Source organism: Rugamonas sp. DEMB1, from assembly GCF_029834475.1.
Lineage (GTDB): Bacteria > Pseudomonadota > Gammaproteobacteria > Burkholderiales > Burkholderiaceae_D > Rugamonas > Rugamonas rubra.
Genome location: NZ_CP122407.1, coordinates 209,309 through 235,094, shown reverse-complemented (window position 1 = coordinate 235,094; position 25,786 = coordinate 209,309). Strand labels below are relative to the sequence as shown.

General features: G+C 64.1%; 17 protein-coding genes and 2 pseudogenes. 4 read left to right on the top strand and 15 right to left on the bottom strand.

Features of this window, described 5'->3' with window-relative positions; all coding sequences use genetic code 11:
* Positions 1–2 precede the first annotated feature (2 nt).
* The 13 genes from QC826_RS01050 to QC826_RS00990 all read right to left on the bottom strand — a co-directional run bounded on the left by QC826_RS01050 (position 3) and on the right by QC826_RS00990 (position 19,664).
* Positions 3–749 (bottom strand): 4'-phosphopantetheinyl transferase superfamily protein, encoded by a 747-nt coding sequence (locus QC826_RS01050; RefSeq protein WP_279764026.1) that lies wholly within the window; start codon positions 747–749, stop codon positions 3–5.
* Entirely contained in the window at positions 746–1,066 is a 321-nt protein-coding gene (locus tag QC826_RS01045) for a hypothetical protein (protein WP_279764025.1), read from the bottom strand. Before QC826_RS01045 ends, QC826_RS01050 begins: the two co-directional genes overlap by 4 nt.
* Before the next feature lie 15 nt (positions 1,067–1,081).
* A complete protein-coding gene (locus QC826_RS01040; protein ID WP_279764024.1) occupies positions 1,082–3,811 on the bottom strand; it encodes a polyketide synthase in 2,730 nt (909 codons plus the stop codon).
* Entirely contained in the window at positions 3,804–5,432 is a 1,629-nt protein-coding gene (locus tag QC826_RS01035) for a D-alanine--poly(phosphoribitol) ligase (RefSeq protein WP_279764023.1), read from the bottom strand. The genes QC826_RS01040 and QC826_RS01035 overlap by 8 nt, the downstream gene beginning before the upstream one ends.
* Positions 5,433–5,585: 153 nt before the next feature.
* Positions 5,586–7,529 carry an aminotransferase class I/II-fold pyridoxal phosphate-dependent enzyme gene (locus QC826_RS01030; RefSeq protein WP_279764022.1) on the bottom strand — a complete coding sequence of 648 codons (1,944 nt, stop codon included), beginning with the start codon at positions 7,527–7,529 and terminating at the stop codon, positions 5,586–5,588.
* Entirely contained in the window at positions 7,526–7,804 is a 279-nt protein-coding gene (locus tag QC826_RS01025) for an acyl carrier protein (RefSeq protein WP_279764021.1), read from the bottom strand. The genes QC826_RS01030 and QC826_RS01025 overlap by 4 nt, the downstream gene beginning before the upstream one ends.
* A gap of 46 nt (positions 7,805–7,850) precedes the next feature.
* Positions 7,851–8,873: a methyltransferase gene (locus QC826_RS01020; protein WP_279764020.1), complete on the bottom strand. Its 1,023-nt coding sequence runs from the start codon at positions 8,871–8,873 to the stop codon at positions 7,851–7,853.
* A gap of 13 nt (positions 8,874–8,886) precedes the next feature.
* Entirely contained in the window at positions 8,887–11,424 is a 2,538-nt protein-coding gene (locus QC826_RS01015) for an aminotransferase class III-fold pyridoxal phosphate-dependent enzyme (RefSeq protein ID WP_279764019.1), read from the bottom strand.
* A gap of 89 nt (positions 11,425–11,513) precedes the next feature.
* A complete protein-coding gene (locus tag QC826_RS01010) occupies positions 11,514–11,876 on the bottom strand; it encodes a hypothetical protein (RefSeq protein ID WP_279764018.1) in 363 nt (120 codons plus the stop codon).
* Positions 11,869–13,956 (bottom strand): decarboxylase, encoded by a 2,088-nt coding sequence (locus QC826_RS01005; protein ID WP_279764017.1) that lies wholly within the window; start codon positions 13,954–13,956, stop codon positions 11,869–11,871. Before QC826_RS01005 ends, QC826_RS01010 begins: the two co-directional genes overlap by 8 nt.
* Before the next feature lie 52 nt (positions 13,957–14,008).
* Complete coding sequence (locus QC826_RS01000; protein ID WP_279764016.1) at positions 14,009–14,557, bottom strand: PEP-utilizing enzyme; 549 nt, start codon at positions 14,555–14,557, stop codon at positions 14,009–14,011.
* A complete protein-coding gene (locus QC826_RS00995) occupies positions 14,500–18,387 on the bottom strand; it encodes an FAD-dependent oxidoreductase (RefSeq protein ID WP_279764014.1) in 3,888 nt (1,295 codons plus the stop codon). Before QC826_RS00995 ends, QC826_RS01000 begins: the two co-directional genes overlap by 58 nt.
* Before the next feature lie 128 nt (positions 18,388–18,515).
* Entirely contained in the window at positions 18,516–19,664 is a 1,149-nt protein-coding gene (locus QC826_RS00990; protein WP_279764013.1) for an acyl-CoA dehydrogenase family protein, read from the bottom strand.
* A gap of 587 nt (positions 19,665–20,251) precedes the next feature.
* Here QC826_RS00990 and QC826_RS00985 point away from each other — a divergent pair.
* From QC826_RS00985 to ampC, 4 genes and pseudogenes are all read left to right on the top strand, one after another.
* Positions 20,252–20,638: a BlaI/MecI/CopY family transcriptional regulator gene (locus QC826_RS00985; protein ID WP_279764012.1), complete on the top strand. Its 387-nt coding sequence runs from the start codon at positions 20,252–20,254 to the stop codon at positions 20,636–20,638.
* Positions 20,635–21,546 (top strand): annotated as a pseudogene (locus tag QC826_RS31495) (M56 family metallopeptidase); the annotation flags it as partial. The gene QC826_RS00985 and the pseudogene QC826_RS31495, both read left to right, overlap by 4 nt.
* 123 nt (positions 21,547–21,669) lie before the next feature.
* Positions 21,670–22,485, top strand: a complete 816-nt coding sequence (blaOXA, locus tag QC826_RS31490; RefSeq protein ID WP_409567845.1) for a class D beta-lactamase — start codon at positions 21,670–21,672, stop codon at positions 22,483–22,485.
* A gap of 38 nt (positions 22,486–22,523) precedes the next feature.
* Complete coding sequence (gene ampC, locus QC826_RS00975; protein WP_409567844.1) at positions 22,524–23,687, top strand: class C beta-lactamase; 1,164 nt, start codon at positions 22,524–22,526, stop codon at positions 23,685–23,687.
* A gap of 87 nt (positions 23,688–23,774) precedes the next feature.
* On the opposite strand, the gene QC826_RS00970 is transcribed toward ampC, so the two are convergent.
* Positions 23,775–24,239 (bottom strand): cache domain-containing protein, encoded by a 465-nt coding sequence (locus tag QC826_RS00970; RefSeq protein WP_279764009.1) that lies wholly within the window; start codon positions 24,237–24,239, stop codon positions 23,775–23,777.
* A gap of 173 nt (positions 24,240–24,412) precedes the next feature.
* Positions 24,413–25,786: pseudogene (locus QC826_RS00965) on the bottom strand (putative bifunctional diguanylate cyclase/phosphodiesterase); the annotation flags it as partial.

The window sequence follows — 25,786 nt, the reverse complement described above, 5'->3', positions numbered from 1 at the left end:
CCTTACCCGTACCCGTGTGACACGCACTGTCCTACCAGCGCCAGCGCGTAATCGCCGATCAGCCCGCCGTAGCCGCTAAGCTGCGGTCCTTGGCTGCTCGGCAACTGTGCCACTAGGCGCGGCGACACGCGCCATGACAAGTGGCCGTCGCAGCCGATTGCTTCCAGCTCGATGTCGGCAAACCAACCGAATATGCTTTTCCCGTGTGCCTTCATGAAGGCTTCCTTGAAGGCCCAGACCGCAGTACAGGCGGCATCGCCGCCGGCGGCGCTGACGCGCAATTCATGCGCAGTAAATGCCATCTCGCGCGCCGCATCCGGAAACGGCCTCACACGCTCTATATCGATGCCGACCGGATAGGCACTGGCCGCAGCCACCGCGTATCCTTGCGAATGGCTGATGCTGACATGGCCACCGGCCGCCTCCGGCTGGCCGCGATTGTGTTCGGCACTGCTGTTGCCGATGACCAGCGCATGCAACGGCGATTCGGCACCGGCCTGCGCATGCAGATGCTGCAATGCGGCCTTGGCGGCGACGCGCCCGGCCATCCATTCGCGGCGCCGCTTGGCCAGCCGCAATCCGTGCAGCCGCTCGCGCTCGGTATTGCCGAACATGCGTGCGAGGTAAACAGGATCATTTTCGCGCCGCGCTACCGCTTCGACCGACACTGCGCTGACAACGCAGTCACCGATGCCCACTGTGCAAGGCGTTTCCGTCCGCGGCAACATGATTGCGGCAATGCCGCTCATGCAGGCGCCCGGTAACCGGCGCCGAGCTGCGTGCCGGCGACTTCCTCCACCACTTCCGCCATCGTGGAAAAACATTCCACCAGCCGCGCGAAGCTCGCGCTGCCCATGTCGCGCTTGAATGCCTCGTTGCTGCTCACCTTGATTACCTCGATATAGTGGAACGGCGCATCATGCGCGCCACTGACCCGGTGCACGTCGAAACTGCGCACACTCGGCAATTCCGGACAGGTCGCATAGTCCGTGTCCAGTACCCAGTTTTCGAAAGCCTGCGCATGGCCGATGTCAAGCAGGCGGATTTTATGGACGATGGATTGCATGTGAGACTCCCGTGGTTAGTGAACGGCGCCGTCTGCTTGCAGCAGCAGGTGGTAATTGATGCCGCCGGTGCCGAAGGAACTGACCGCCGCGCGCCGGCTGCCGTCGATCGCATCCCAGCGCGTGTTGGCGGTCACCAGTTCGGCCGGGATGCCCGCCAGCGGCAACTGCGGATCGATCCGGCGGCGCAGCAAGGTGGCCGGCAGCGCATGCCGCTGCATGGCGAGCACCGTTTTCAGCAAGCCGGCGGCGCCAGCGGCGGCGAAGGTATGGCCGATGTTGGATTTGACCGAACCGATGCGCAGCGGCACTGCGCGCGCGGCGCCGTACACGCTGCCGATCGACGTCAGTTCCGCGAGATCGCCCAGGCGCGTTCCGGTGCCGTGCGCTTCGACGTACTGCACGCTGGCTGGCGCATAGCCGGCCTGCGCGAAGGCGCGGCGCATCGCCAGCGCCTGCCCGTCTGGATCGGGCGCGGTCATCGACACTGCATCGGTGGAGCCGCCAACGCCGGTGATCGTCGCATGAACACGGTCGCCGTCGCGCAGCGCATCGCTGAGCCGCTTGAGCACGAACAGCGCCGCGCCATCGCCCGGCGAGAAGCCGTCGGCATGCTCGGAAAACGGCGCTATCCTTTGTTGCGACAGCATCATTTGCGACGAACAGAGCACCAGATCGCGCAGGTTGGCCGGCAATTCGACGCCGCCGGCCAGCACCAGGTCGTAGCGATGCCGACGCAACGCCAGCACCGCGTTGTTGAACACCGCCAGTGACGACGCGCAGGCCGCTTCCACCGCGAGCGGCATCGCGGCAAGGCCGAAGCAGGCCGACACCAGTGCCGCGCTGCCGCTGGCGAGGTAGCCGTCCAGCGTGAAATGATCGATGCCGTGGTCCGCCGTAGCGGCATCGGGCACGCTTCCCAAGGTGCGCACCAGTTCAGGCGCGTGCAGCCGGCACGCCAGTTCGCGCTCGCGGCCCAGGCTGAGATTGGAGGCGACGATCACCGCGGTGCGGCCGAGCTTGTCGCGCTTCTGCGCCAAGCCGAAATCGACCAGTGCTTCGGCGGCGACATGCAGGGTCAGCTTTTGCGCGATATCCAGCGCGGCAGCGCGCTTCGGGAATATTTTAAATGCGGCAAGACCGGCATCGTAACACTCGCGCTGCTTGAGGTCGGCGCCGTATTGCGCATAGCTGGACAGCACACCGGCCTCGCCTTCGCCAAAATAGGCGGAGCGCGGCAGCACGTTTTCCGGCAGCGGCTGCACTGCATCAAGGCCGTCGAACAGGCGCTGCGCGAAGTCGGCGCTATTGCTGCAGGGACCGAAGGCACCGCCGATGCCGACGATCGCAATCGGTTCCTGCTGTTCTTGCGCAGGCGACATATCGGACGGCAATGCCTGACTGGCGCTTTCGGGTGCCGACAGCAGCAGATGCCATTGCACGCCGGTCAGGCTACTGCCAAAGACGCCGGCAAGCCGCGGCGCGTCGCCAGGCCAAGGAATAGCAGCATCGGGATACGCAATACCGGCACGCGCATGCAGCGCCGCCGAACTCCGCATCCGCGGCAAGGTTTTTTCGTGCAACATCAGGCTGCTGCCCGCTACCGCGGCGAGTGCCGCATTGGCAAAGGTATGACCGAATGTGGCGACACTGGCGCCAACTTGCAGCGGCCGATGCCCGCCTTCCGCACAGGCATCGCTCAAGACGCTCAACAACTGCGGCACCTGGCTGCCGATGCCGGGCAGCACGCAGTCGATATACTGTTGCGCCGCCGCCGTCACTTGCGCCTGGGCACAAGCTTCATTGATCACATGGAACGCCGCCGTGCCATCGACCGCATAAGCCAATGCCCCCGGCACGTCCTGCCTTGCCGCAGCCATGCCGCGCAGCACGCTGTAGATGCGGTCGTTGTCGCGTCGCGCATCGGACAAGCGTTTGAGCAGCAGCGCGGTGGCGCCTTCGCCCATGGGCGTGCCTGCTCCGTCCTGCGCAAAAGGGTGGCCGCCGCAGGCGCCAGTAAAACCCTTTCTTGCCAGTGCCAACGGCGTCAGAAGGCTCTCGATGCGTTGTCCGCTGGCGACGATTACCGCCCTGCTCTGGCCGCTGTGAAGCGACAGGCTGGCCGCCTCCAGCAGCGCGTAGCCGGTCGCATCCGCGCATTCCATTGCCTGCACCGGACCACGCAGCGACAGGATGGATGCAATGCGCGCCGGAATGCTGCTTGCCATTTCGCCGACCCGGTCATGCGAGGAGGAACCGAAGCGCTCGCGCAACGTCTCCTTCAGGAGCAGAAATTCCTCGGCGCTGCCGGCAAGTTCATGCGCCAGCCGCACGCCTTCCACCTTCAATGCGTTGGCGATGGTGCTGTCGAAGCCGAAGCAGGTGCCGCACATAACGGCCACTTCATCGCGCGGCAGATCGCGCTTGCCATACCCGGCATCGCGCACGCACTCGTCCGCCACCTGCAACAGCATCAACATCATTTGCGATACCGATTTGCGGTAGACCGGCGGAATGCGGAAGCGCTTGAAATCGAATTCCATCTCGTCGAAAAAGGCGCCGTGCCATCCCCGCAACTGTTCGCGCACGCCGCCGTCGGTGTCCCAGTAACGTGCCAGCGGCAGCGGCGCAAAGTGGGACTTCCCCGCCCGCAGCTGCCGCCAGAACGCATCCTTGCCGCGCGCCTGTGGATACAGGCAACCAATGCCGACGATCGCGATCGGCTCGAAATCCGGCGGCTTATGCATCGGCGGTGACGATTTCGTTGCGCTCGTCCGCATGCGGCATGGCTGCGGTGTCGCCGGTGCTGCGAGTCAGTTGCTCCAGCGCGCGGTGGTCGACCTTGCCATTCGCATTCTTCGGCAATTCTTCCAGTTGCCGGGCAAGCCTGGGGATCATGTAGCGCGGAAGCCGGGCGCTGCAGTAGCTCTTGATATCGAGCACGCCAAGTCTTTCGCCGGCATGACGCAGCGTGTAATAGGCAACGATGTGTTGCGTATCCCCCGCGCACTCCGCCACGACCGCGACTTCTGCGATACCCGGCATCGCGCCCAGCACCGCTTCGATTTCGCCCAGCTCGATACGGTTGCCGTTGAGCTTGAGCATGCGGTCCTTGCGGCCGTGGTAGTACAGGAAGCCGTTCTCGATGCCGACCAAGTCGCCTGTGGCATGCCGCCCGTGCAGGTGGTTGACGTGATTGGCCGCTTCCTGCCGGCGCCAGTAGCCAGGCGTCACGCACGCGCCGGAAACGACCAGTTCGCCGATCGCACCTTCGCCGCTGACCGGCTGCCCGTCCGCGTCGAGAATTTCCGCAATCACGCCGGGCAGCGTGCTGCCGATATAGACCGGCTTATCGCGGGCCATGTCATCGTCGCGCACGTGGTAGTACAAGCAGACGTTGGTCTCGGTCGGGCCGTACAGGTTGTACAGCGCGCATGCCGCGGGCAGGCAGGATTTCAATGCCTGCAGTTGCCGTATCGGGAATACCTCGCCAGCGAACAGCACATGGCGCAACGATGCGGTAAGCTCAGATGTCAACTCGCCGCTGCCAGCCAGCAGCGCGAGTGCCGACGGCACGCTGTACCAGACGCTGACCTTGTGCCGCCGGATGCCGGCGATCAGCGCCGCAAGATCGCGCTGCTCGTCCTCGCGCACGATCCATACCGCGGCGCCGACGGCAGCAGCGGCGAAGTAATCGAAGGTGCTAAGGTCGAAATGAAAACCGGCATGGTTGGCGAACACGTCGTGCGGCGTCAGCTTGAATTCCGCCAGTGCCCAAGCGATGAAACTGTGCAGGTTGCCGTAGCTGATCCGCACGCCTTTCGGCACGCCTGTGGAGCCGGACGTAAACAGGATGGCGGCGAGATCGTCCACACCGGCGGCGAACGGTGGCGGCAATTCGACCGACGGCTGTATTGCGGCAAGCTTCATGATCGCAGTGTTGCCAACCGGCGCATAATCGCAAGGCACATCGTCAACGATCAGCACCAGTTTCAGCGTATCGCGCTGCCATCCGTCCAGCGCGCGGAAATGTGCGGCATCCGTGACCAGCACCGTCGGTTCGGCGCTGTCCAGGATTTTTCTTGCGCGTTCCGCCGGCTGCGTGCCGTCCAGTGGCACATAGACGGCGCCGATTTCCATCGCCGCATATAGCGACAACGCATACTCCCGGCATTTCGGCAGCCAGATGGCGACGCGGTCGCCACGCTGTGTTCCATGGCGGGCAAAATGTGCAGCGCGCTGGCGCACGGCCTGGTAGAACTGGCTATAACTGATGTCGTCGGGAGCGACGAACGCAAGGCGATCGGCATGTTCCCGCGCGGCGGTGCGCAGGTAATCAATGACTGGGGTAAAGGTTGGAGTGCTCATGTTCTTTTGCCAATTGGATTGAGGTGCTTCACTTCTTTGTAAAAAAGAGGGCAACCGGTCCTTTGCCGTTCCCGTGCACGCACATGGCTGTCCGGGATAGGGCACCTTCCCCCTTACGGAGGGGGAGGAACCGCAAGTCCTTCACCTGAAAACCTATCCCCGCACCTCCACCCCCACCTCCTTCGCCGCATCCACCAGTATCTGCGCCGCCTGATCCAGATCATCCGCCGTGTGCTCGCTGCTCACGCTGATGCGCAAACGCGCATCGCCGACAGCGACGCCGGGGAACACCACGGTCTGGCAATACATGCCGCGTGCACGCGCCGCGCGTCCAAATTCCAGCGTCTTGCGATCATCGCCGACCACCACCGGGATGATCGCGCTGGCGGAATGCTCAAGGTCGAACCCGGCTTCCAGCAAATGGCCGCGCAGGTGATGGACGTTGCGCCACAGCATGCTGATGCGCTGCGGCTCGCGCTCCATCACGTCGATCGCGGCGATCAGGCCGGCCGCGACCGCCGCCGGGATAGTGGCTGCAAACACATAGGAATGCGAATAGAAACGCAGGTAATCGACCACCTCCTCGTCGCCGCAAACGAAGCCGCCGACGCCAGCCAGGGTCTTGCTCATGGTGCCGACTTCCAGGTCCACCGCGCCCTTCATGCCGAAATGCTCGGTGGTGCCCGAACCGGTGCGGCCGAGCACACCGGTGGAATGCGCATCGTCAACCAAGACCCGCGCACCGTATTGCTTCGCCAGCGCGACCAGGCGCGGCAAGTCGACCACATCGCCGTGCATGCTGAACACGCCGTCGGTGACGATCAGCTTGCCGCCGTCGTGGTCGGCATGTTTCTGTAGAATTTTTTCCAGTCCGTCCAGGTCGTGCGGATAAATCTTGCGCGCCGCGCCGGCCAGCTTGCAGCCGTCCTGGATGCTCATGTGGTTCAGCGCATCGGTAAAGATCAGATCGTTCTGCCCGGTCAGCGCGGAAATGCATCCCAGGTTGGCGGAATAGCCGGACGGGTAGACGATACACGCCTGCCTGCCCTTCAGCTTCGCCAGCCGCCGCTCCAGTTCCATGTGCAGCACATTGGTGCCGCCGATCAGGCGGCAGCCGGTATTGGTGGCACCGTATTCGCGCACGCCCTTGACGATCGCCTCGATCACTTCCGGATGATTCGCCAGGCCCAGGTAATTGTTCGACGCAAACATCAGGAATTCCCGGCGCTTGCCGCTGACCTCGTCGTAGATCACCGCACGGTTGCTGCAGCGCGATTCCAGCGGCATGCCGTACCAGTACAACTGTTCTTGCTGCTTGCGCTGATAGAACGTATTGAACTCGCGGGCCTTGTGGAACAGGTCGCGATGCGGGATGTTGACGAAATCCCTCATCGTACGAGCGTCGTCCGCTGTCGGCTCCGCCGCCACGGAAAGATCGCCGGCGTCGGCATGGCCGAGCTTGTCGATGGGCTCCGACCACTTCTTTTCCTCCGTCGCCGGCGGCACTGCAATTGCCGGAGCTGCCGGTTCCAGCATTTCCAGGCGCACGAGCGGGCGCAGATGCGCGATGACCTGTGCAATGCTGGTCAACCCTGTGGGAAAGGCGACGGCGGCAATCCCAAGCAACTTGGGAAGCTCGGACAACACGGCTGCCTGGGTAACGGAGTCGACGCCGAGATCACTCTCCAGCTCGGCATCCAGCACGAGGTCGCTCGGCTGGTAACCGGTGTGCCGGCTGTAGGCGGCCACTACCGCCGTCGTCAGCGCATCGGCCGCGCGCTCCGGCACGCAGGGTCGCCGCGGCAAGGCGAGCGTCTTGCCGTCCTGTTCCAGGCATTGCCCGATATGCTCCAGCACGAGCGCAATCGTGCCTGTGTGTTGCGGATTTTGCCGGCTGGACAGGCCGAGCGCCTTGTAGAGCTCCGCAAGGGTTGTGGCCAGCGTCACCGAGTCGATGCCGAGATCGCTCTCGAAATCGGCATCCGGCACGAGGTCGGCGCGTGCGTAGCCGGTGTGGGTTTGGAACATGTCCAGCACATACGCCTGCAGTCCCGCGTCCGGCGTTGCGGTGTGGTCGATTGCCTGTACGTTCATCATGCTACCCCCGCTGCCTGTGCCGGTGCCTGCCGGCTTTCGCTTTGCAGGCGCTCGACCAGATCCAGCATGTGCTGCACCGATTTGAAATTGGTCGGGACGACCGCCTTCAGCGGCACCGTCACGCCGGCTTCCCGCCGCAGCAGGTCGACCAGATCGAACAAGGCACTGGAATCGATGATGTTCAATTCCAGCAAGGGCGTGTCCAACGCAAACTGCTGGCACTCGCCGCCGAGGTAGTTCTCCGCGATATACGCGAGAAGCTTGTTTCCTAACATGGTGTCCTCTCGTTAGATGATGTTTTCAGGTTTCCGACAGCCGCGCTCATTGCCGCTTTTCGCCGATGAACAAGGTGCGCGGCCCCGGTATCGCCTGCACCCTTGCATTGACGAAGCCCGCTTCTGTGAAGAGTTGCAGGTATTGCGCGCGGGTCGATTCGATGCCGCCGTCGGTGGACACCAGCATGTTGATCGACAGCAGCGACGTGAACAGTGGGCCGCTTTCGTCATCGGCCAACGGTGTCTCGCTGGCGATGAAGGTGCCGCCCGGCGGCAGCGCCTCGTGGATGTGACGCAGGATCTGCATCTGGATGTCCGGCGCATAGTCGTGCAGCATCCAGCCGAGATGAATCAGGTCGTGTTCCCCCTTGGGGATGGTGCCGCCGATGACGTCGCCCGCCACGATCTTGATGCGGTCGGCATAACCGTTCTCGGCGATCTTGTCGCGCACGAAGCTAGTCGCCTGCGGCAGTTCGCAGACGCTAAGGCCAAGCTGCGGATAGCGCGCAGCGACAGCCATCGGCAAGGTGCCGATGCCGCTGCCGATATCCATGAATTTCCTGTAGCCGGAAAAATCGAATCCCTGCAGCATGCCCTCGATAAAGGGTTGCGCGAAAATGCCGAGGAATTCCTGGAAATCAACTACATCCTGCGGGTTCTGGTACAGGATGCTGAACCAGCTGCGGTCGTCACCGAAGGCGGCCTGACGCTGATCCTTGTCGTCACGCACCCCTTGCGCCGTATGCGACCACAGCGGATACAGGAAGGTATCGATATGGCGGCCGAGCCAGCCCAGCCATTGCGCCGAACCACTCACCATGTATTCGCGCGCGGCCTTAGTGAGGCGGAAACGATCCTCCTCCTTCGCCAGCAGGCCGATGGCGGTCAACGCGATCAGCAGGCGCTTGCCGGATTGCAGCGGAATGTCGCGCTGCTCGCAAATGGCTTGCGCCGTTGCCGGGCCTTGCTCCAGCGCGTCGAAGACTTTAAGTTCCAGGGCGGAAGTAATCGTCTTGGTCTTGAAAAATCCCATCATCAAGTCAACGATCTGCTCTTTATTCAATTCCATGATGCGGTTCCCTTTAATTCAAAAAAGTGGACATTTCTTCGCAGACGGTCGCGAACGAACGCACGAAGTGATCGATTTCTTCCCGGCTGATCACCAGCGGCGGCTGGATGCGGATCACGGTCGAACTATTGGCCGTGACGAAGGTGAGGATGCCGTGGTCATTGCTGAGCTTGGTGACGAAGCGCATGCAGAACATCTCGGCCAGCGACTCTTCCATCTTGCTCATCGCCTCGGCCAGGTGCTGCTTCACCTCATCGGGGAAGAAACGGTAGGTCAAGTGCCAGTCGCCCGGCAGGCGCGTGCCGAATTCGCGTGCGCAGGCTTCCACCGCGCCCGCGAAATCGTTGTCGAGCTGGATGCCGAGCATCAAGCCGCGCCCGCGCACTTCGGCGATGAATGGATAGTGCTCGGTGGCTTTTTCCAGCTCCGCCTTGAAGTAGGTGCCGAGTTCGTCCGCGCGTTCGGCCAGACCCTGCTGTTGCAGGCCGTCGAGCGCGGCCAGGCCGGCGACCGCGGCGATGTTGCAGCCGCCGAAGGTGGATGTGTGCAGCAGGAAACGGCCCATGGTGCCGTAGGCGGCATCCCATACCTGCGCGGTGCTGAGCGTGGCGCCGATCGGGATCAAGCCGCCCGACAGCGATTTCGCCAGCACCATGATGTCCGGCTCAAGTCCTTCCCACTCGCTGGCGAACATGCGGCCGGTGCGTCCCAGCCCGGTCTGGATCTCGTCGACGATCAACAGCGTGCCGGTCTGGCGGCAGATCTCCTGCGCCGCCGCCAGGTAGCCGGCCGGCGGCATCTTGACGCCACCCTCGCCCTGGATCGGTTCGACAATGTAGGCCGCCACCTCTTCGGATATCAATTCGCTGCGCAATGCCTCGAGATCGCCGAAAGCCACTCCGACACAGCCCGGCACCAGCGGCCGGAAATGCTTCTTGTGCTTCTCGCGGCCGGTCACCGACAAGGCGCCCAGCGTCTTGCCGTGGTAACTGTTTTCCGCGTACACGAAGCGTGTGCGGCCGGTGGCGGCACGCGCCAGTTTCAGCGCCGCCTCCACCGCTTCGGTGCCGGAGTTGCTGAAGAACACACGCTCGAATTCGCCGGGCGCGATCGCGCACAAGCGCTCGGCCAGCTTTGCGGTCTCCTGCGGCAACGACACGTATTGCACGAAGTTGGGCGTCGAATCGGTCAGGAACTTCCGGATCGCATCGGTCACGATGCGCGGATTGTGGCCGAGGTTCAGGCAACCGTAACCGGACACCATGTCGAGGAATTGGCGGCCTTCGGTATCGGTGAGCGTGCATCGCTCGGCGCGGTCGAACACATGGTCGCAGCGCTGCATGCCGAGGAAGTCGGCCAGCATTGGATTGATGTGGCTGCGGTAGCGCTGCAGCGTCTGGGTACGACGCTGTTCGCCGCCATCCGCTTGTGCCGGAGCGGACTCCTGGCGCCGGTGATAACGACGCAGGCCGCTGATGATTTTCTCATTGATGCGCTCACCCCAGGACGCCAGCGGGAATGCGTAAAAGCCGTGGCGCTCGGCCAGGGCACCGATCTCCAGCACCTTTTCCGGCTCCAGCGTGCGCCCGATGGAAAAGCACTCGGCGCGCCCTTCCAAGGCCAGCACCATGGTCTCGGTCAGGCAGCCGTTGATCTGCTGCTTGATCGCCATGTTCAATGATTCCCCGCCCAGCTTTACCTGCGGCGACGCGGTCATGCAGCCGCCGTCGATCACCAGCGTGTCGGTACGTGGCGGCGTGCTGCGGACCGCATCGCGCGGCAACGCGATATCGACCACGATCGAACCCGGCAGCAGGCGCGCCTCGTCGATCACGTCGCCGGACGAGGTGGCCGATGCGAAGATGCGGTTGTTCACATAGCAGTCGTCGATGCTGTCGCGCAGCGTCACCTGCGCATGCCATTTCGCCGGCAGGTGTTCCAGCAATTCCTCCGGACTGGCGCTGCCGCTGCGGTACAACAGGTCGAGGCGACAGCCTTGCGCCAGCAGCAGTTTCGCCAGCGCCAGGCAGATCGAGCCGGGGTAACCGACAATCGCCACCCGTGCCTCCTGCGGGCGCAGTTGCAGCCATTCGAACACCTGCAGCAGGGCCTTGTAGCCGGCATAGGTGGTGAGCGAATTGCCGCTGGTGACCGGCAGGCTGGCGCGCTCGGCGGTGACCAAGCCGCGCTTGCCGATGATGGACGTGAAGCCGCCGAGGCCGACCAGGTGCGCGCCCTGTTTGCCCAGCGTATCGATGCCTTCGAAGATGCGTTCCTGCACCTCGCGCGCCGACGCCAGCATTTCATCGGCGGTCAGCGGCAGGTAGTGCACGATGCCTTCGCAGGTGGCGCCGGCGGCGGAACGGATCTGGCCGAAGTCGACGAAGGGCACCATGTTTTCGCGGCGCCACAAGTCACGTTGGTAGCCGCTTTGCAGGTCTTTCGATTGACGCTGCAGCAGGTCGAGCATCTTCACGTAACGCTTGAGTCCGACCGACGTCGGATGTGCGATGAATCCAAATTTCATTGTTTTTCCTGGTGCTTGTTTCATATGGGGATCATTAAAGTTAGCCGCCGCCACCACTTGTCCCCTCCTCCCGGCAGGGGAAAGGAGCCGGTCCGCGCACGATTTATCTGTCGTCACACGATCAACGGCACATCGTCCGCCACGGCAGCCGGCTCAATCTGCATCTGATCGCGCTGCCATCCCGTCGCCGTCGCCAGGCTGATCCCGTCGCCTTCGTTGTTATGCCCAACCACCACCGAGAACAGATTGACGCGCCCCGGCTTCTGCAGCGCCTCGGCCAGCATGTCGGCGTCGAAGCTGTCGAGCGTGCGCGCGCAGACCTGCAGACCGCAGATGTCCTCCTCCCAGTCGGCGGACATCAGGTTCACCAGACGCATCTGGCGCGAGGTGCGGTTGAACAGGATGCGCTCTTGGTAGGTGTTGATCACCGAGTGGCCGCCGTTCATAAAGTAGAAGACGGTGAAGTTCTTACGCATGCGGTCCGGATAATTCAGCGCGTTCTCGATAAAGCTCGGCAGAATATCGGGCACGAGGCACCTTGGCGCCGTCGCCGATGAAGGCGACTACGTTGGTGCCGCTGGTGTACGCGACGCTCAGCGTGGCCTGCAGCGCGTCACCCATCAGCGCCCGTCCGTACCAACCGGAAAAGCCGCGCCGGGTGCGCGCGACATTGCGGATCGCCGACATGCCGCAGCGGCCGACGTCGTACAGGCCGGTGTAGTCGTAAGCGCGCTCGACGATCAGCTTTTCCACCAGTTGATTCAGGCGCGCGAAAAAATAGTTCGGGCTCATCGGTGTCGCCGGCAGTTTGCTTGCCACATCCGACGGCGTGTCCGGCACCGACGCCATCAGTCGGCAGCGGCGTTCGCGCAAGGCCGGCGACACGTCGAGGTGGCGCTCCACATGGCGCAGGAAGCTACGGTAGTCCATCACCAGCCCATGGTCGGTAAAGGGTGAAATGTGTGCGGCGTTGCGGGTCAGTTGCACGATTCTCAGCATGCGCTTCAGCCGGCCTTCCGAAAACGGCGTACTGACCTGCCCAAGCTTGCTTTTCATGAGGAACAGGCATTGCTGCGACTGCGGATTGAGCTTGTCCTTGGTATGCAAGTAGTTGTACACGCGCGGACTGTAGCCGTACACTGCCAGCGTGCCGAGGTAATTTGGAATGCGCTTGCCGTCGCGGTACTTCGGCACCGAACCGGGATGGGTGAGGGAGTCGGTCAGCGCGATGCCGGCACGCTCCGCGATCGACAGGGTCAACGCCAGTTCTTCCTCATCCATCGGCCCGCATTGCCACAGCAGCCGTTCCGGCCCTTGGTTGATGATCTGCATCACGTCCCGCAAAACATCCTGCGCCGCCTCGTCGGGCGCTGCCGCGCACTCGTTGACGGCGGGTGCAAACAGAGCCGGATCCAGTTCGTCGCCGGCGTCGAGCACCGCCTGCGTCGCCAACAGCACCACCGGCCCCTGCCCCGCGTCGTACAGCGCCACCGCGCGTCGAAGGTCTTCAGCGATGTTGTCGGTGTCTTCCATGTACACATAGGGAATGCCGCGCGCCTGCAGCACCGCACGCGTATCCTCGTCGCGAGAAATCGTGCCCTGGAACGCAAACCACTGGTTGGCACGGTTTTCCGCGCATACGATGAAGCCCTTGGCGCGCGCCTCGCGCAGGTTGGCGAGCGTACCCCGGAATTCGTCGATCATGCCGCTGGTAACGATCACCGCGAACGGCTTCTTGTAAAGCTGCCAGTTGGCCATCGCGCCGCAAGCCAGGCTGTGTTCGCTCGGTCCACGTAGCACCAGCGCGCCGAGCCGGTTCGCCTCCACTTCAAAACAACTGATCAGATTGGACACCAGCGAACCGGTGAAGTAAAAACCGAGCCAGTCACCGCGGGCGCGCCCGGACAGGAAGCCGGTCAGGAAGCCGGCCAGCGTATTCTTGCGCAGGCCGCGTGTGTCGGTCTTGGCGCGGCGGTTGACATAACTGAGTTCGAGGAAATCCATCCACAGGCAGAGCAACTCCGTCTGCAGCACCGCCCTTTCGGACGGCAGGATGCATTCGATGTATTCCATCGGCTGGTAGCGGATGCGGTTCCCGTGCGGCGAGGTGAATACCGCCGTCGAAAACGAAGAGCAGAATGCCGGCACCGCCGCCTCCCGCAGGCGCGCGTGGAAGCTGGCAAGCTGCTCGTCGATTTCTTGCGGGCTGATGCCATCGTACAGCGGATCGGCGTAATCGATGAACAGCATGCCAACCTGGAAGCCGCCCTGCGTGGGCGCGGCGGTAATTTTGTCGAACGCCGCCTCCAGACTGTCGGCTTGGATCACCTTGATCGCCAAGCGTTCCTGGCGCGCGGCGAGGAAGCGCACCGCCTTGTCGCACGCCTCGCGATACACCGGGTTCGGCACCGACGGTGCTGGTGCGTAGTCGATGTCGGCATCAATTTCCACGTGCTGGAACACTTCGCCGCGCACATCGTTCAACACACTGAAACCGGTTTCAAAGAACTCGCGGCGGCGCGTGACAACAACCACGCCTATAGCCGTCATATCCATATTTTCGCCCTTTAGTGGAAAATTGAAATCTGCGGAGACAACTACCGAATGTTTATGCGATCACCCTCTGCTCGAGCAGCGGTTCGTCGGTATCGGCAACGCGTTCCTCGATGCGCACCACGCCGCCGTCACCGTCGAGGTAGATCAGGTCGCCGGTGCGTATGGTCTGCGTCGCCTGCTTCGCATTGACGACCGCCGGAATACCGAACTCCCGCGACACGATGGAGCTGTGCGACAAGGCCGAGCCGATGTCCGCGACCACCCCGGCCGCCAGCACGAACAGCGGCGTCCACGATGCATCGGTAAAGCGTGCCACCAGAATTTCGCCCTGGCGGAATTCGCCCGCCTGGCGGTTGAGGTCGGTGATCACGCGGGCGCGCCCCACCGCCACGCCGGGGCTGGCGCCGAGGCCGTGCAGCAGGTCGCCCTGCGCCGCGTCCAGCAACACCTGATCGTCGCGCTGCGGCACATGGCCGCCGATCAGCGCCATTGGCGGTTCCTTCAGGCGCTCGTTCAGCAGATGCTGCCGACGGTTGCGCGCAATCAGTTGCGGAGCAAATGCCTGCTGCGCCGTTTTGCGCCCGGCCACGTAATCGCGCAATTCGTTGAAATCGATGTACGGCAGGTTGGCTGTATGCCAGACACACCCTCCGCCTCGACGCGGCGCAGCACCTCGACGATGATTTTGCGGTAGAACCAGGTCTCGGCGATGAAGGTCGGGCGCGTCGCTTCGCGCCGTTCCGCCATCTTCGCGTAGGCGGCGATCACGAAGCGGAATGTCATCCTTGCCTTGAGCGGCAGTTTGTCCAGCAACTGCCGCGTGTCTTCTTCGCGCGCCTTGTCTATCGTCGCCAGACGCGATTCAAGCTGCACATCGCTGGTCAGGTACAGACGGATGATTTGCAGCAGATAGGTCGGATCGTCGTTCCAGCGCGGAATGCTGAGTTCGAATTCCTGGCGACCACGCGAACCGAAGTCCGCGAGGAAGGCGCCAAAATCCTCGTTCCAGAAACGGCGGCCCTCCGCATGCTGCTGCAGGCTATCCGCCAACTGCGCCAGCGGCGTCTCCAGGAACTGTGTGCGCAGCACCGGCGAGCGGTCGACGCGCGCTGCCAGTTCGCACACGCCACGCGTCACCTCGATGGTGCGCAGGTTGTTCATCGATGCCTTGATGCGGTTCTGCAGCCCTTTTCCTTCGTTCCCCAGCCACTTCTCGCACATCTCCGCCAGCGCATCGTACAGCGCGAAGGATTGCAGGAAGAACGGCATGTAGGCGGCACAGGATTCGAGGAAGTGGCGGTCGATGCGCTGCAGTTCGGCATCGAGCTGCGGCAGGCTCATCTTCTCGAGATCCAGCTCGCGGAAGCGCTCGGTTTCGCGCCGGCGCAAGGCGATCATCTTGCTCACCGTGCCGCCGGCGGTCGCCATATTCTGCACCTGGCATACCAGCCAGTAGAGGCTGCTCTTGAAGAATTGGAACCCGGACACTGGTTCGCCGTAGGGATTTTTGTAGTGCGTGAAGTCGACGTCGGGGGTCGCGTAGCGCCGCGTGAACTTCATCGGCTCGTGCGTGGGAGGGCATTGCGTCAGCAGCCGCGCCGATGCGGAGATGTTCAGGTACACATGACCCTGCAGGTAGCCGACGTAACACTGCGAACTGCCGATGTCGAGCAAGCCCATGGTCTTCACTGCCGGGCCGTGTATGTGGTGCTGGTAGAAGCGGGTGAAGGACAGTCCGAGCGGCGTCATCAGCCCGGTCAGGATTTCGCCGGTGTCCATGCGCGAAAACATGGTGTTGTCGCGCACCTGCTGATTGGTTTCCTGCTCGTCGCCGTACAGCTTACCGGCGATGGAAGCAGTCACCGTGATCGGCCGTGCCTGCAGTATCCAGATACTGTCATCCTTCAGTGCCCATTCGATATCCAGTTCGCAGCCGTAATGGCGGCGAATGCGTGCGGCACAGGCCGCCAGTTCGGACGCCTGCATATCGCTCAGGCTCGGCTGATCAACGAATTGCGGCGGCACCTCCTGCATCGCGACGCCATCTGCAGTGCGCGCACACATCACCGGCTTCGCCCGGACGATACGTTCCATCAGCGCATGACTGTCGCTGTCCACCACATAGGTATCGGTGCTCGCCTGGCCCGACACCACGCCCTCGCCCAATCCCCAGCAGGATTCGATCACCGTGCGTCCGGCATCGCCGCTGATCGGGTCGGCGGTGAACAACACGCCGGCAGCATCGGCAACGATCATCTGCTGGATCACCACCGCGATGCCGCCGTCGGCCCGGTTGCGCCCCTGGTAGGCATGCGCGCGTTCGTTCCACAGCGACGCCCAGCAACGCTTCACGCAATCGAGCAGCGCGGTCTCGCCCTCCACGTGCAGGAAGGTGTCGTACTGGCCCGCAAATGATTGTGCATCGCCGTCCTCATTGACGGCGGAGGATCGCACCGCGACCCGGCCGCCACCGAGTTCGCGATAGGCGGCGACGATCGCATCCTGCAGCGCGGGCGGCAACGGCGCTTGCGCAATGCGTACGCGGATGTCGGCGCAGGTGTCGCGGTCGACCTTGTCCATGCCGTCGATCCAGGCCGCCAATCCGGATGCCTGCAAAAAAGCATGACAGGCATCGACCGTCACGCAATAGGCGCGTGGCACCGGGAAGCCGGCGCCGATCAATGTATTGAGCGAGTTAGCCTTGCCGCCGAAACGCTGCACGCCGGTCGCAGGGTTGCCGGCAATTTCCATCACATGCAGGCCGGAACGCAGTGCCTGCCCCACCATCGTATCCGCCGCCGTGCGCCGCAGGTATGCCTGCGCCTGTTGTGCCGCATCGAACCCTGCGCTCACCGCGCTCTCCAGGTTGCCGATGCCGACGCTGTCCTGGTTCGCAAAGGAAACCCCACCCACCGGCTGCGACGCCCGCACGAACAAGTCGGCCTTAATTTGCCCGCGCGTAGCGACCACCAACGCACGCGACCAACGCCAGATCCGGATGTCTTCCACCTCGTCGGCGGACAGTCCCTTCGCCTGCAGCATTTCCGACACTTCTTGCAAGGTCACCTGCTGCAGCTGCGCAAAATCTGTCCTGCCGAGTTTGCCCTGGTTGAGCCGTTCCGCCACCGGCTTCAGCAAGGTCAGCACACCGGCTTTCTTACCGTTGTCGCGGTCCAGCCAGTTGGCGACCACGCACACGCTGCTGCGGCACCAGGCCAGCGGCGCGGCGGCGGCGGTATCTCCTTCGATCACATAGCCGCCGAAGTATTCAGTCCAGGCAGCGTTGCGCAGGTAGACGTTGGCGATGCAGTAGTCGCGGTGCTGGATCTGACGTATCGCATGCTGCTGCTGCGCCGGCAAACCGGAGACCGCATCCAGTGCTGCATGCTTGGGCGCGGCCCACACCACCGCGCCGGCGCTGACCTCGCTCTGCACGCCGCGGCGTTCAAAGGTGACGCGGTAACGTTCGCCATCACGCGCAACCGTCTGCACGCGCGCACCGACCGCAATACGGCAGTCGCCACGCTCGCGCAACGCCGCCTGCAGACGTTCGCTGAGATAACCGTTCCCGCCGGGGAAGGTCACCAGCGTGCCATACAAGTAGCCGACCAGGAAGTGCAGCCCGACATAGGCGGACACATCCGCCACCGACAGACATTCCACTTTCAGGGTCGTCTCGACCGCATCGCGCACCAGCGGGCCGAACTTCGCATCCGGCACCAGCGCCGTTGGCAGCCGCGAACGCACTTTCTCGTCGAACAATAGTTCGGCCAGCGAAATCGAGTCGAACTGTTCCATCTCCTCGCGCGTCCAGCCGCATCCGGCTTGCCACGGCACCGCCGGATACTTGTCGCCATCCTTGCGGAAGCGCCGCAGGTAGGCATATAGTTCCGCAAACACCGGATCGCCCAGCTTCTTCGGCGCCGCGATGAATTTCTTGCCGCGCAATGCGGCGCCGATCAGCTTGCATGTCAGTCCATACATCGCCGGGTTCAGCAACTCCTTCGGCTGCTTCAGCAGCCCCAGCGTGACCTCCCCCAGACCGCGCAGCAGATGGCGTGTGTTGAACAGCACGAATTGACTGTTGCCGGTGGAGCGCCATGCATTGGACAAGCCGAGCCCGCTCAGCAATTGCGCCGTGTCCGAACCTGGCACCGGCTCCTGGAAGCAGCTGCCTGCTGTGGCGAAGCGTAGTTCACCGCGCTGCCCGCTGCGCGCCGCGCCGCCCACCGTGGTCTCCCGCTCCAGCACCAGCACGCTATGGCCAGCAAGCTTCCAGGCTGCCACGAGGCCGGACAGCCCGCCGCCGACCACCACCACGTCGCAAGCGCCGAGCGCTTCGTCGTCGCGTACACCGTTATCGTCCGCAACGGGAATGGCCGCTGCACCTTTTTCATAATCCTTGCTGGGGAACTTTTTCTGCGTTGCCATTTTCTGCCTCTACCTTTTTCTGGGTTGAACAGCCGCCTTCAAAAAGCCAGCTTTGCAGGACCGCCGGATTCCAACTAGCCACGGACAAGCTATGTGTCCGGCGCGTACGCGAAACCGAATGATTCGGGCTAACGCAGCCCCATGTGCCGTGCGATGAACTCGCGCTGTATTTCATTGGTGCCGGAGAAGATGCGCGCCGGCAGTGCATCCAGCAGCAAGCGATCGATGCCGGTCTCGCTGCAGACACCGGCGCCACCAAAGATCTGTACCGCGTCCAGCCCACATTGCACCGCGCACTCGGACACCCACAGCTTGCTTTGTGCGATCGCCTCTTCATGCGGCAGGCCCTGATCATAGAGCCAGCCGGCGCGGTACAGCAGCAGGCGCGATGTTTCCAGGCGCAGCTTGAAGTCGACCAGCCGGTCCGACACCGCCTGGTTGTGTCCTATCGGACGGCCGAACTGCCTACGTTCGCGCGCATGCGTGACGCATTGCTGAAGCACGCGCTCCATCTCGCCGACATAGGCGGCAAACAGGCAGCCGCGCTCCCAGATCATGGAGTCATGGAAGATGGTCGCGCCCGCGCCTTCGTCGCCCACGCGCGCCCATACGGGTACTCTGCAGTCGTCCAAATGGACGCTGCCCCAGGGCGAGGTGCACAGGCCCGACTTGCGCTCACCGGTAGTCACTGTGAGGCCATGCGTTCCGCGCGGGATCAAAAAGGCGCTGATGCCGAAATAGGATTGCTGCGCATCGGTCTTCGCATACAGCAGGAAGACATCGGCCACCGGCGCATTGGTGACGAAACATTTTTCGCCGTTGAGGATGTAGTGCTCGCCGTCGCGCCGCGCGCTGCTGCGCATTGCGAATACGTCGGAACCGGAGCCGGGCTCGGTGATCGCATTGGCGGCAATCAGGCTGCCTTTCGCCATGCCAGACAGGTAGCGCTCGTGCAGCTCGCGCGAACCATGGCGCCACAGCGGCACAGCGCAAGCGAACATGTGTGCACACAGGGAGAACACCAGGCCCATGTCGACGCAACCCTGGCCGAGCGCCTCCACCGCGAGCATGGTATCGAGCGCACCAAAGCCGGAACCGCCCCACTCTTCAGGCAACGGCAAACCGGCCAGGCCGGTCTCTGACGCCTGCGTCCACTTGTTGCGGTCGAAATGGGAAGACGCGATGCGTTCGCTGGCCGAGGCGGACAACACTTCGCGGGCAAAACGATGGATGTGTGAAACAGCTTCTTGCTGCTCGCTGCTGAGACGAAAATCCATGCCCCCCCCTATATTTGGTGCAGCGGCAATAGCGGCTGCAAATGTCTATATTGGACGCTCCCTTGGCAATGCATCGCCACGCCGGCACGACCCGTTCACCAGTTGGGTGAGAGCGCTACAGGGTCGATTGCACTTTTTCGGCTCCCTGGCTGCGTTGTTCGTCGTAGCAAAACGGGCCACACAAACGAGGCGCAACGCCGTAGCGCGCCCATCAGGTGCGTCAAAATCGGGAAGTTGATTCCGACCATATCCTAAGCACTTTAGGCGCCTTAAGTGCAAGAATAACAACATTGCATAAAGTTATGTTGATAATTATCAAACTAAATGAAGATGTAACGAAATTGGGCGTGGTTCAATAAAGGTCATTTGGCGTAGTTCAACAACGCTCATTTTTAGGCAATATAGGCCGAGCGTATTCCTTCCTCCTGAGCAATGGAATTTCAGTATTCCGGAAGTGAGTCCAGGAGGCGAGATGCCTCCGGTTGGTCAGGCTCGCCGTGGCTGAACGCGGTCCGTCGGTGGAACTTCCTTGACGCGCATGCGACACATGTCGCACAATAGCGGCAATCGTCGCAATGGAGCATCTCATGGCAATCCCCTCAATATCCGAACTGACCGTGCTGAAGTCGCTATGGCGGCAGCAGCCGCTCAGCGCGCGCGAAATCCACCAGCAGGTCGAAGGCGAACTCGGCTGGTCGTACTCGTCGACGCGCAAGACGCTGGAGCGCATGCTGGACAAGGGCTCGGTACGCCAGCACACCGTGCACGGCGTGCTGGTGTACGAGGCGGCGCTGGAAAAGGTCGACACCCTGGCGGCGTTCGCGCACGACTTCGGCAGGCGCGTGATGGAGATGGACACCCCGTTGCCGGTCAATATGTTCACCGGCAGCAAGCTGGTCGACGAGGACGAGCTCGCCCGGCTGGAACAACTGCTGCACGACTGGCCGGAGGACGGCCGCGACGAGGCGAAATGAGCCCGCCCGACCTGCTGGCTTTGCGCTTCCTCTTGGCCAGTTGCGGCTGCCTGGCCGCCGGGCTGGGCGTGTGGGCGCTGACGGCGCTGTGCCGCCGCCGCTTCCCCGCTTTCGCCGCGCAGCGCTCGCTGTGGCTGCTGGGCCAGGCCACCGTGCTGGCGAGCTTCCTGGTGGTCCTGCTGCCGCACAGCGAGCGTCTGCGCCTGGTGCCGCCGATCGAGCTGGCCGAAACGTCGCAGGCGCGCCTTGTCGCCCCGAGCGCGACGAGGCCGCTGGCGGCCGCCGCCGGCTCCGCCAACGCGCCAACCGTGGAACAGAGCCGGCGTTCCTGGCTGGCCTACGGCGCCCAGGCATGGTTGCTGATGTACCTGCTCGGCCTGGTCTATTCGATCACCAAGCTGTGGCATGCGCGGCGGATATTGCAGGGCCTGGCCGCCGCCGGACAGCGCCTGCATGCGCTGGACCAACACGACGGCTTTGCCGGCGCGGCGGCGCGCGCGCCCTCACCGGCGGTGGTCGAAGTGGACGCGCCGGTCTCGCCGATGCTGTTCGGCCTGTTCCGCCCCCGTCTGCTGTTGCCGCTGCACCTGCGCGGCTTCGCGGCGGCACAACAGCAGATGATCGTCGAGCACGAGCTCACCCATCTGCGGCGCGGCGACCTGTATTGGATGGGCGCCGGCATCCTGCTGCAAACGCTGCTCTGGTTCAATCCCTTCATGCGCCTGCTGCGCGAAAGCCTGTCCTGGGCGCAGGAACTGGGCTGCGACCGCGACGTGCTGCGCGGCCGTCCCCAGGCGCAACGCAAGGCCTACGCGGCGGCGCTGCTGGCGACGTTGACGCTGCAGCACCGCACGGTGAGAACGGCGCTGGCTTTCGGCGGCGTCAGCGCGAGCACGCTGGCGGCGCGGATCGCGCTGATCCGCCAGCCGGCCGCCGCGCCGCGCGGGCCGTGGGCACGCTGCGCCGCGCTCGCCGGCTTGGCCGGCATCTTCGCCGCCAGCCTCGCCTTCCAGCCGGCGCTGGCATGGCACATCGACGCGGCGTCGGCAGGCGCCCGGCCGACGGCGGACACATCGCCTTGGCCGCTCGGCGGCGCCGCCGCGCCGACGGCGCTCAGCTGCACCGCGTTGGCCGACGCCGCCAGCGGCCGGCGCCTGGTCCTCGAAGGCCAGTGCGACGAACGGGTCACGCCGGCGTCGACGTTCAACATCGCCGTCAGTCTGATGGGCTACGACAGCGGCATCCTGAGCGACCAGCACGCGCCGAGCTTGCCGTTCAAAAAGGGCTATGCCGACTGGAACCCGTCGTGGCGCGCGACGACCGATCCCAGCAGCTGGCTCAAGAACTCGGTCGTCTGGTACGCCCAGCAGGTCACGTCGCGGCTTGGCGCCGCGCGATTCCAGCGCTACGTCGCCGACTTCAACTACGGCAACCACGATGTGTCCGGCGATGCCGGCAAGGACAACGGGCTGACGCTGTCATGGGTCAGCTCCAGCCTCAAGATCTCGCCGCTCGAGCAGCTGGCCTTCCTGCGCAGCGTGCTCAGGCGCGATCTGCCGCTGACGGCGAAGGCCTACGACATGACCGCCAGCATCATGCCGTCCCAGACCCTGGCCAACGGCTGGGAAGTCCACGGCAAAACCGGCACCGCCGCCGTCGTCCTGGCCGACGGCCGCGACGACCAGAAGCACCAGTACGGCTGGTATGTCGGCTGGGCGAGCAAGGGCCAACGCAGCGTCGTGTTCGCCCGCCTGCTGCTGGACCAAAGACAGGCGGGCGGCGCCGCCGGCACGCGCGTCAAGGCGGCATTCCTGCGCGATCTACCGGCCCGTTTGGACGCGCTTTAACCACTCCACCCACACAAGGAAACACCACTTTGAACAGCTTGCCCACACCCCGCAGCCGCCTTGCCATCGCCCTCCTGGCCTCATGCCTGCTGCCCCTCAACAGCTGGGCCGCCGACGACGCGGCGGGCATCCGCGCCTTCGTCGACACGGCGATTCGCCCGCTCATGGCCGAGCACGACGTGCCCGGCATGGCCGTCGCCGTGACGCTCAACGGCCAAGCGTACTTCTTCAACTACGGCGTCGCCTCGAAGGAGAACAACACGCCGGTCAGCGAGGCGACGCTGTTCGAGCTCGGCTCCATCAGCAAGACCTTCACGGCGACCCTGGCCTCCTACGCGCAGGTGCTCGGCAAGCTGTCGCTCGACGAGCACCCCGGCAAATACATGCCGCAGTTGCAGGGCAGCGCGGTCGACAAGGCCAGCCTGCTCCATCTGGCCACCTACACAGCGGGCGGGCTGCCGCAGCAATTTCCCGACGAGCTTGCGGGCGATCAGATGATCAGCTATTTCCAGCAATGGAAAGCGGAAACGGCGCCCGGCGTGCTGCGGCGCTACTCCAACCCCAGCCTCGGCCTGTTCGGCCACGTCGCCGCGCTGGCGCTGAAGAGCGACTTCGCCGACTTCATGGAACAGCAGTTGTTGCCGCAACTCGGCCTGCAGGGCAGCTATGTCCGTGTGCCGCAAAGCGCGATGGCCAACTACGCGTGGGGCTATAACAAGGCCAACAAGGCCGTCCGCGCGAACCCCGACATCTTTTCCGACGCAACCTATGGCATCAAGTCGTCGTCGTCCGACATGATCCGCTTCGTGCAGCTGAACATCGAGCCGAGCAAGCTGGCGGGGCCGATGCGGCGCGCGGTCGAGGCCACCCACGTGGGCTACTTCAAAACCGGCGACATGGTGCAGGGGCTGGGATGGGAGCAGTACGCCTATCCGCTCAGCCTGCCGCGCCTGCTGGCCGGCAACACCCCGGCCGGGACCATGAATACCGACGCGGCGACCAAGCTGTCGCCGCCGCAGGCGCCGTCCGGCGCCACCCTGTTCAACAAGACCGGCTCCACCAACGGCTTCAGCAACTACGCGGCCTTCGTGCCGCAGCAAAGAATCGGCGTCGTGATGCTGGCCAACAGGAGCTACCCGGTTCCCGCCCGCATCAAGGCGGCATACGCGATCCTGCAGCAACTGGGGCCGATGGTGAAATAGTCGTCCAGCGTCCGCAGTCGAAAAAAATGCCCGGACTCCGGGCATTTTTCTTGTGCGCGGCCGGCCGGCCGGCCGCCGCCGCTGCGATTACTTGTAGATGCCGCAGCCGACCACCAGGTCGTCGATTTTTTCCACATAGCTCGACTTGGCCTCGATCGCCTTGCTCACCGGGTTGGGCCATTTGTAGTCGAACCAGCCGCTGCCCTTGGTCTTGGCGACCTCGATCAGGCCCTGGATCAGATAGGTGCCCTCGGCGTCGCGCATGTCGAGCAGGTTTTTGCCGACCATCTTGCCGGCGTTGCCGTTGCCGATGGCCATGTTGGTGCCCTTCACGTCGTAGACAAAGATGTACAGGCTGCGGTCGACGAACTGGCCCTTCGGATTGCTGAACTCGGCGAAGGCCTTGTCCTTGCCGTTGGCCTTGATGTAGGCCACGGCTTTTTTCACCAGCGCCGTCGCCTGGGCGGCGGTGGCGCGCTCCTCGGCCTGCGCGCCCTGGCTGAGCGCCAGCGCCATCAGGGCGACGAAAATACTCTTCAACAATGCCTTCATGCGGTGTCTCCTGTGCGGTTCGACTAAGTGGGGGACGGCATATCGCAACAAAACGATGCCGTGGAGCACTATGCTGCGCCTTTTATGTTGCTAGGTCAACACAATGTGCCGCCGGCTCAACGACATCAACAAGCGCAACCACGCCAGCCGGTGGTTCTATTCGATCCCGATCTTCATGACGGTACGCTGAGCGCCGGCGCGGCCGCCGCGTAGCCGCCGCGCCGCACGTAGCGCTCCAGCTCGGCCGGCGCCAGCGGCCGGCTGAAGAAGTAGCCCTGGTAGGCGTGGCAGCCGGCGCGGGCCAGGAAGTCGCGCTGCTCGCGCGTCTCGACGCCCTCGGCGATGACGTCGAGCTTGAGGCTGCGCGCCAGCGCGATGATGGTCTGGGCGATCGAGGCGTCGCTCTGGTCCTTGAGCACGTCGCGCACGAAGGAGCGGTCGATCTTCAGCTGGTCCAGCGGCAGCCGCTTCAGGTAGGCCAGCGAGGAGTAGCCGGTGCCGAAGTCGTCGAGCGCGAAGCCGACGCCGCGCGCCTTCAACGCCGCCATCTTGGCCACCACGTCGCCGACGTCGGCCACCAGCAGGCTCTCGGTCAGCTCCAGCTTGAGGCGGCGCGGGTCGGCGCCGCTGCTGGCCAGCGCCTCGAGCACCTGGGCGACGAAGTCGTGCTGGCTGAACTGGCGCACGCTGACGTTGACGGCGATGCTCAGCCGGCGCGTCTCCGGCCGCCCCTCCCAGGCCAGCAGTTGGCGGCAGGCCGTCTGCAGCACCCAGCGGCCGAGCGGCAGGATCACGCCGATCTCCTCGGCCAGCGGGATGAACTCGGCCGGCGGCACCATGCCGCGCAGCGGGTGGCGCCAGCGCAGCAGCGCCTCGACCCCGGTCAGGCGGCCGTGCTGGTCGACCTGCGGCTGGTAGTGCAGCAGGAACTGGCGGCCCGGCACGGCGTCGCGCAGGTCGGTCTCGAGCGCGGCGCGCTCGAGCATGCTGACCTCCATCGCCGGGTCGAAGAAGCGCAGCGCGTTGCGCCCCACCGCCTTCGACTTGTACATCGCCAGGTCGGCCTGCTTGAGCAGGTCGTCGATGCTGCTCTGGCCGCCCAGGAACAGGGTGGCGCCGATGCTCGAGGTGCTGCGGTGGGACAGCTGCTTGAGCCGGTAGGTCCGGCTCAGCTCGTGCAGGATCTTGTTGCCGACCGCCTCGACCTGGCGCGCCGCCTCGGCCGCCGCGCCGTCCAGGCCGGTCAGCATGACGACGAACTCGTCGCCGCCCAGCCGCGCCACGGTGTCGCCGCCGCGCACGCAGGCGTTCAGGCGCTGCGCCACCTGGCGCAGCAGCAGGTCGCCCATGTCGTGGCCCAGCGTGTCGTTGAGGGTCTTGAAGTTGTCCAGGTCGATGAACAGGATGGCGCCGTGGCGGCCGCTGCGCAGGCCCGCCTGCATCGCCTGCTTGAGGCGGTCGAGCAGCAGGATGCGGTTGGGCAGGTCGGTCAACTGGTCGAAGAAGGCCAGCTGCTCGATGCGCTGCTCGGCCTTCTTGCGCTCGGC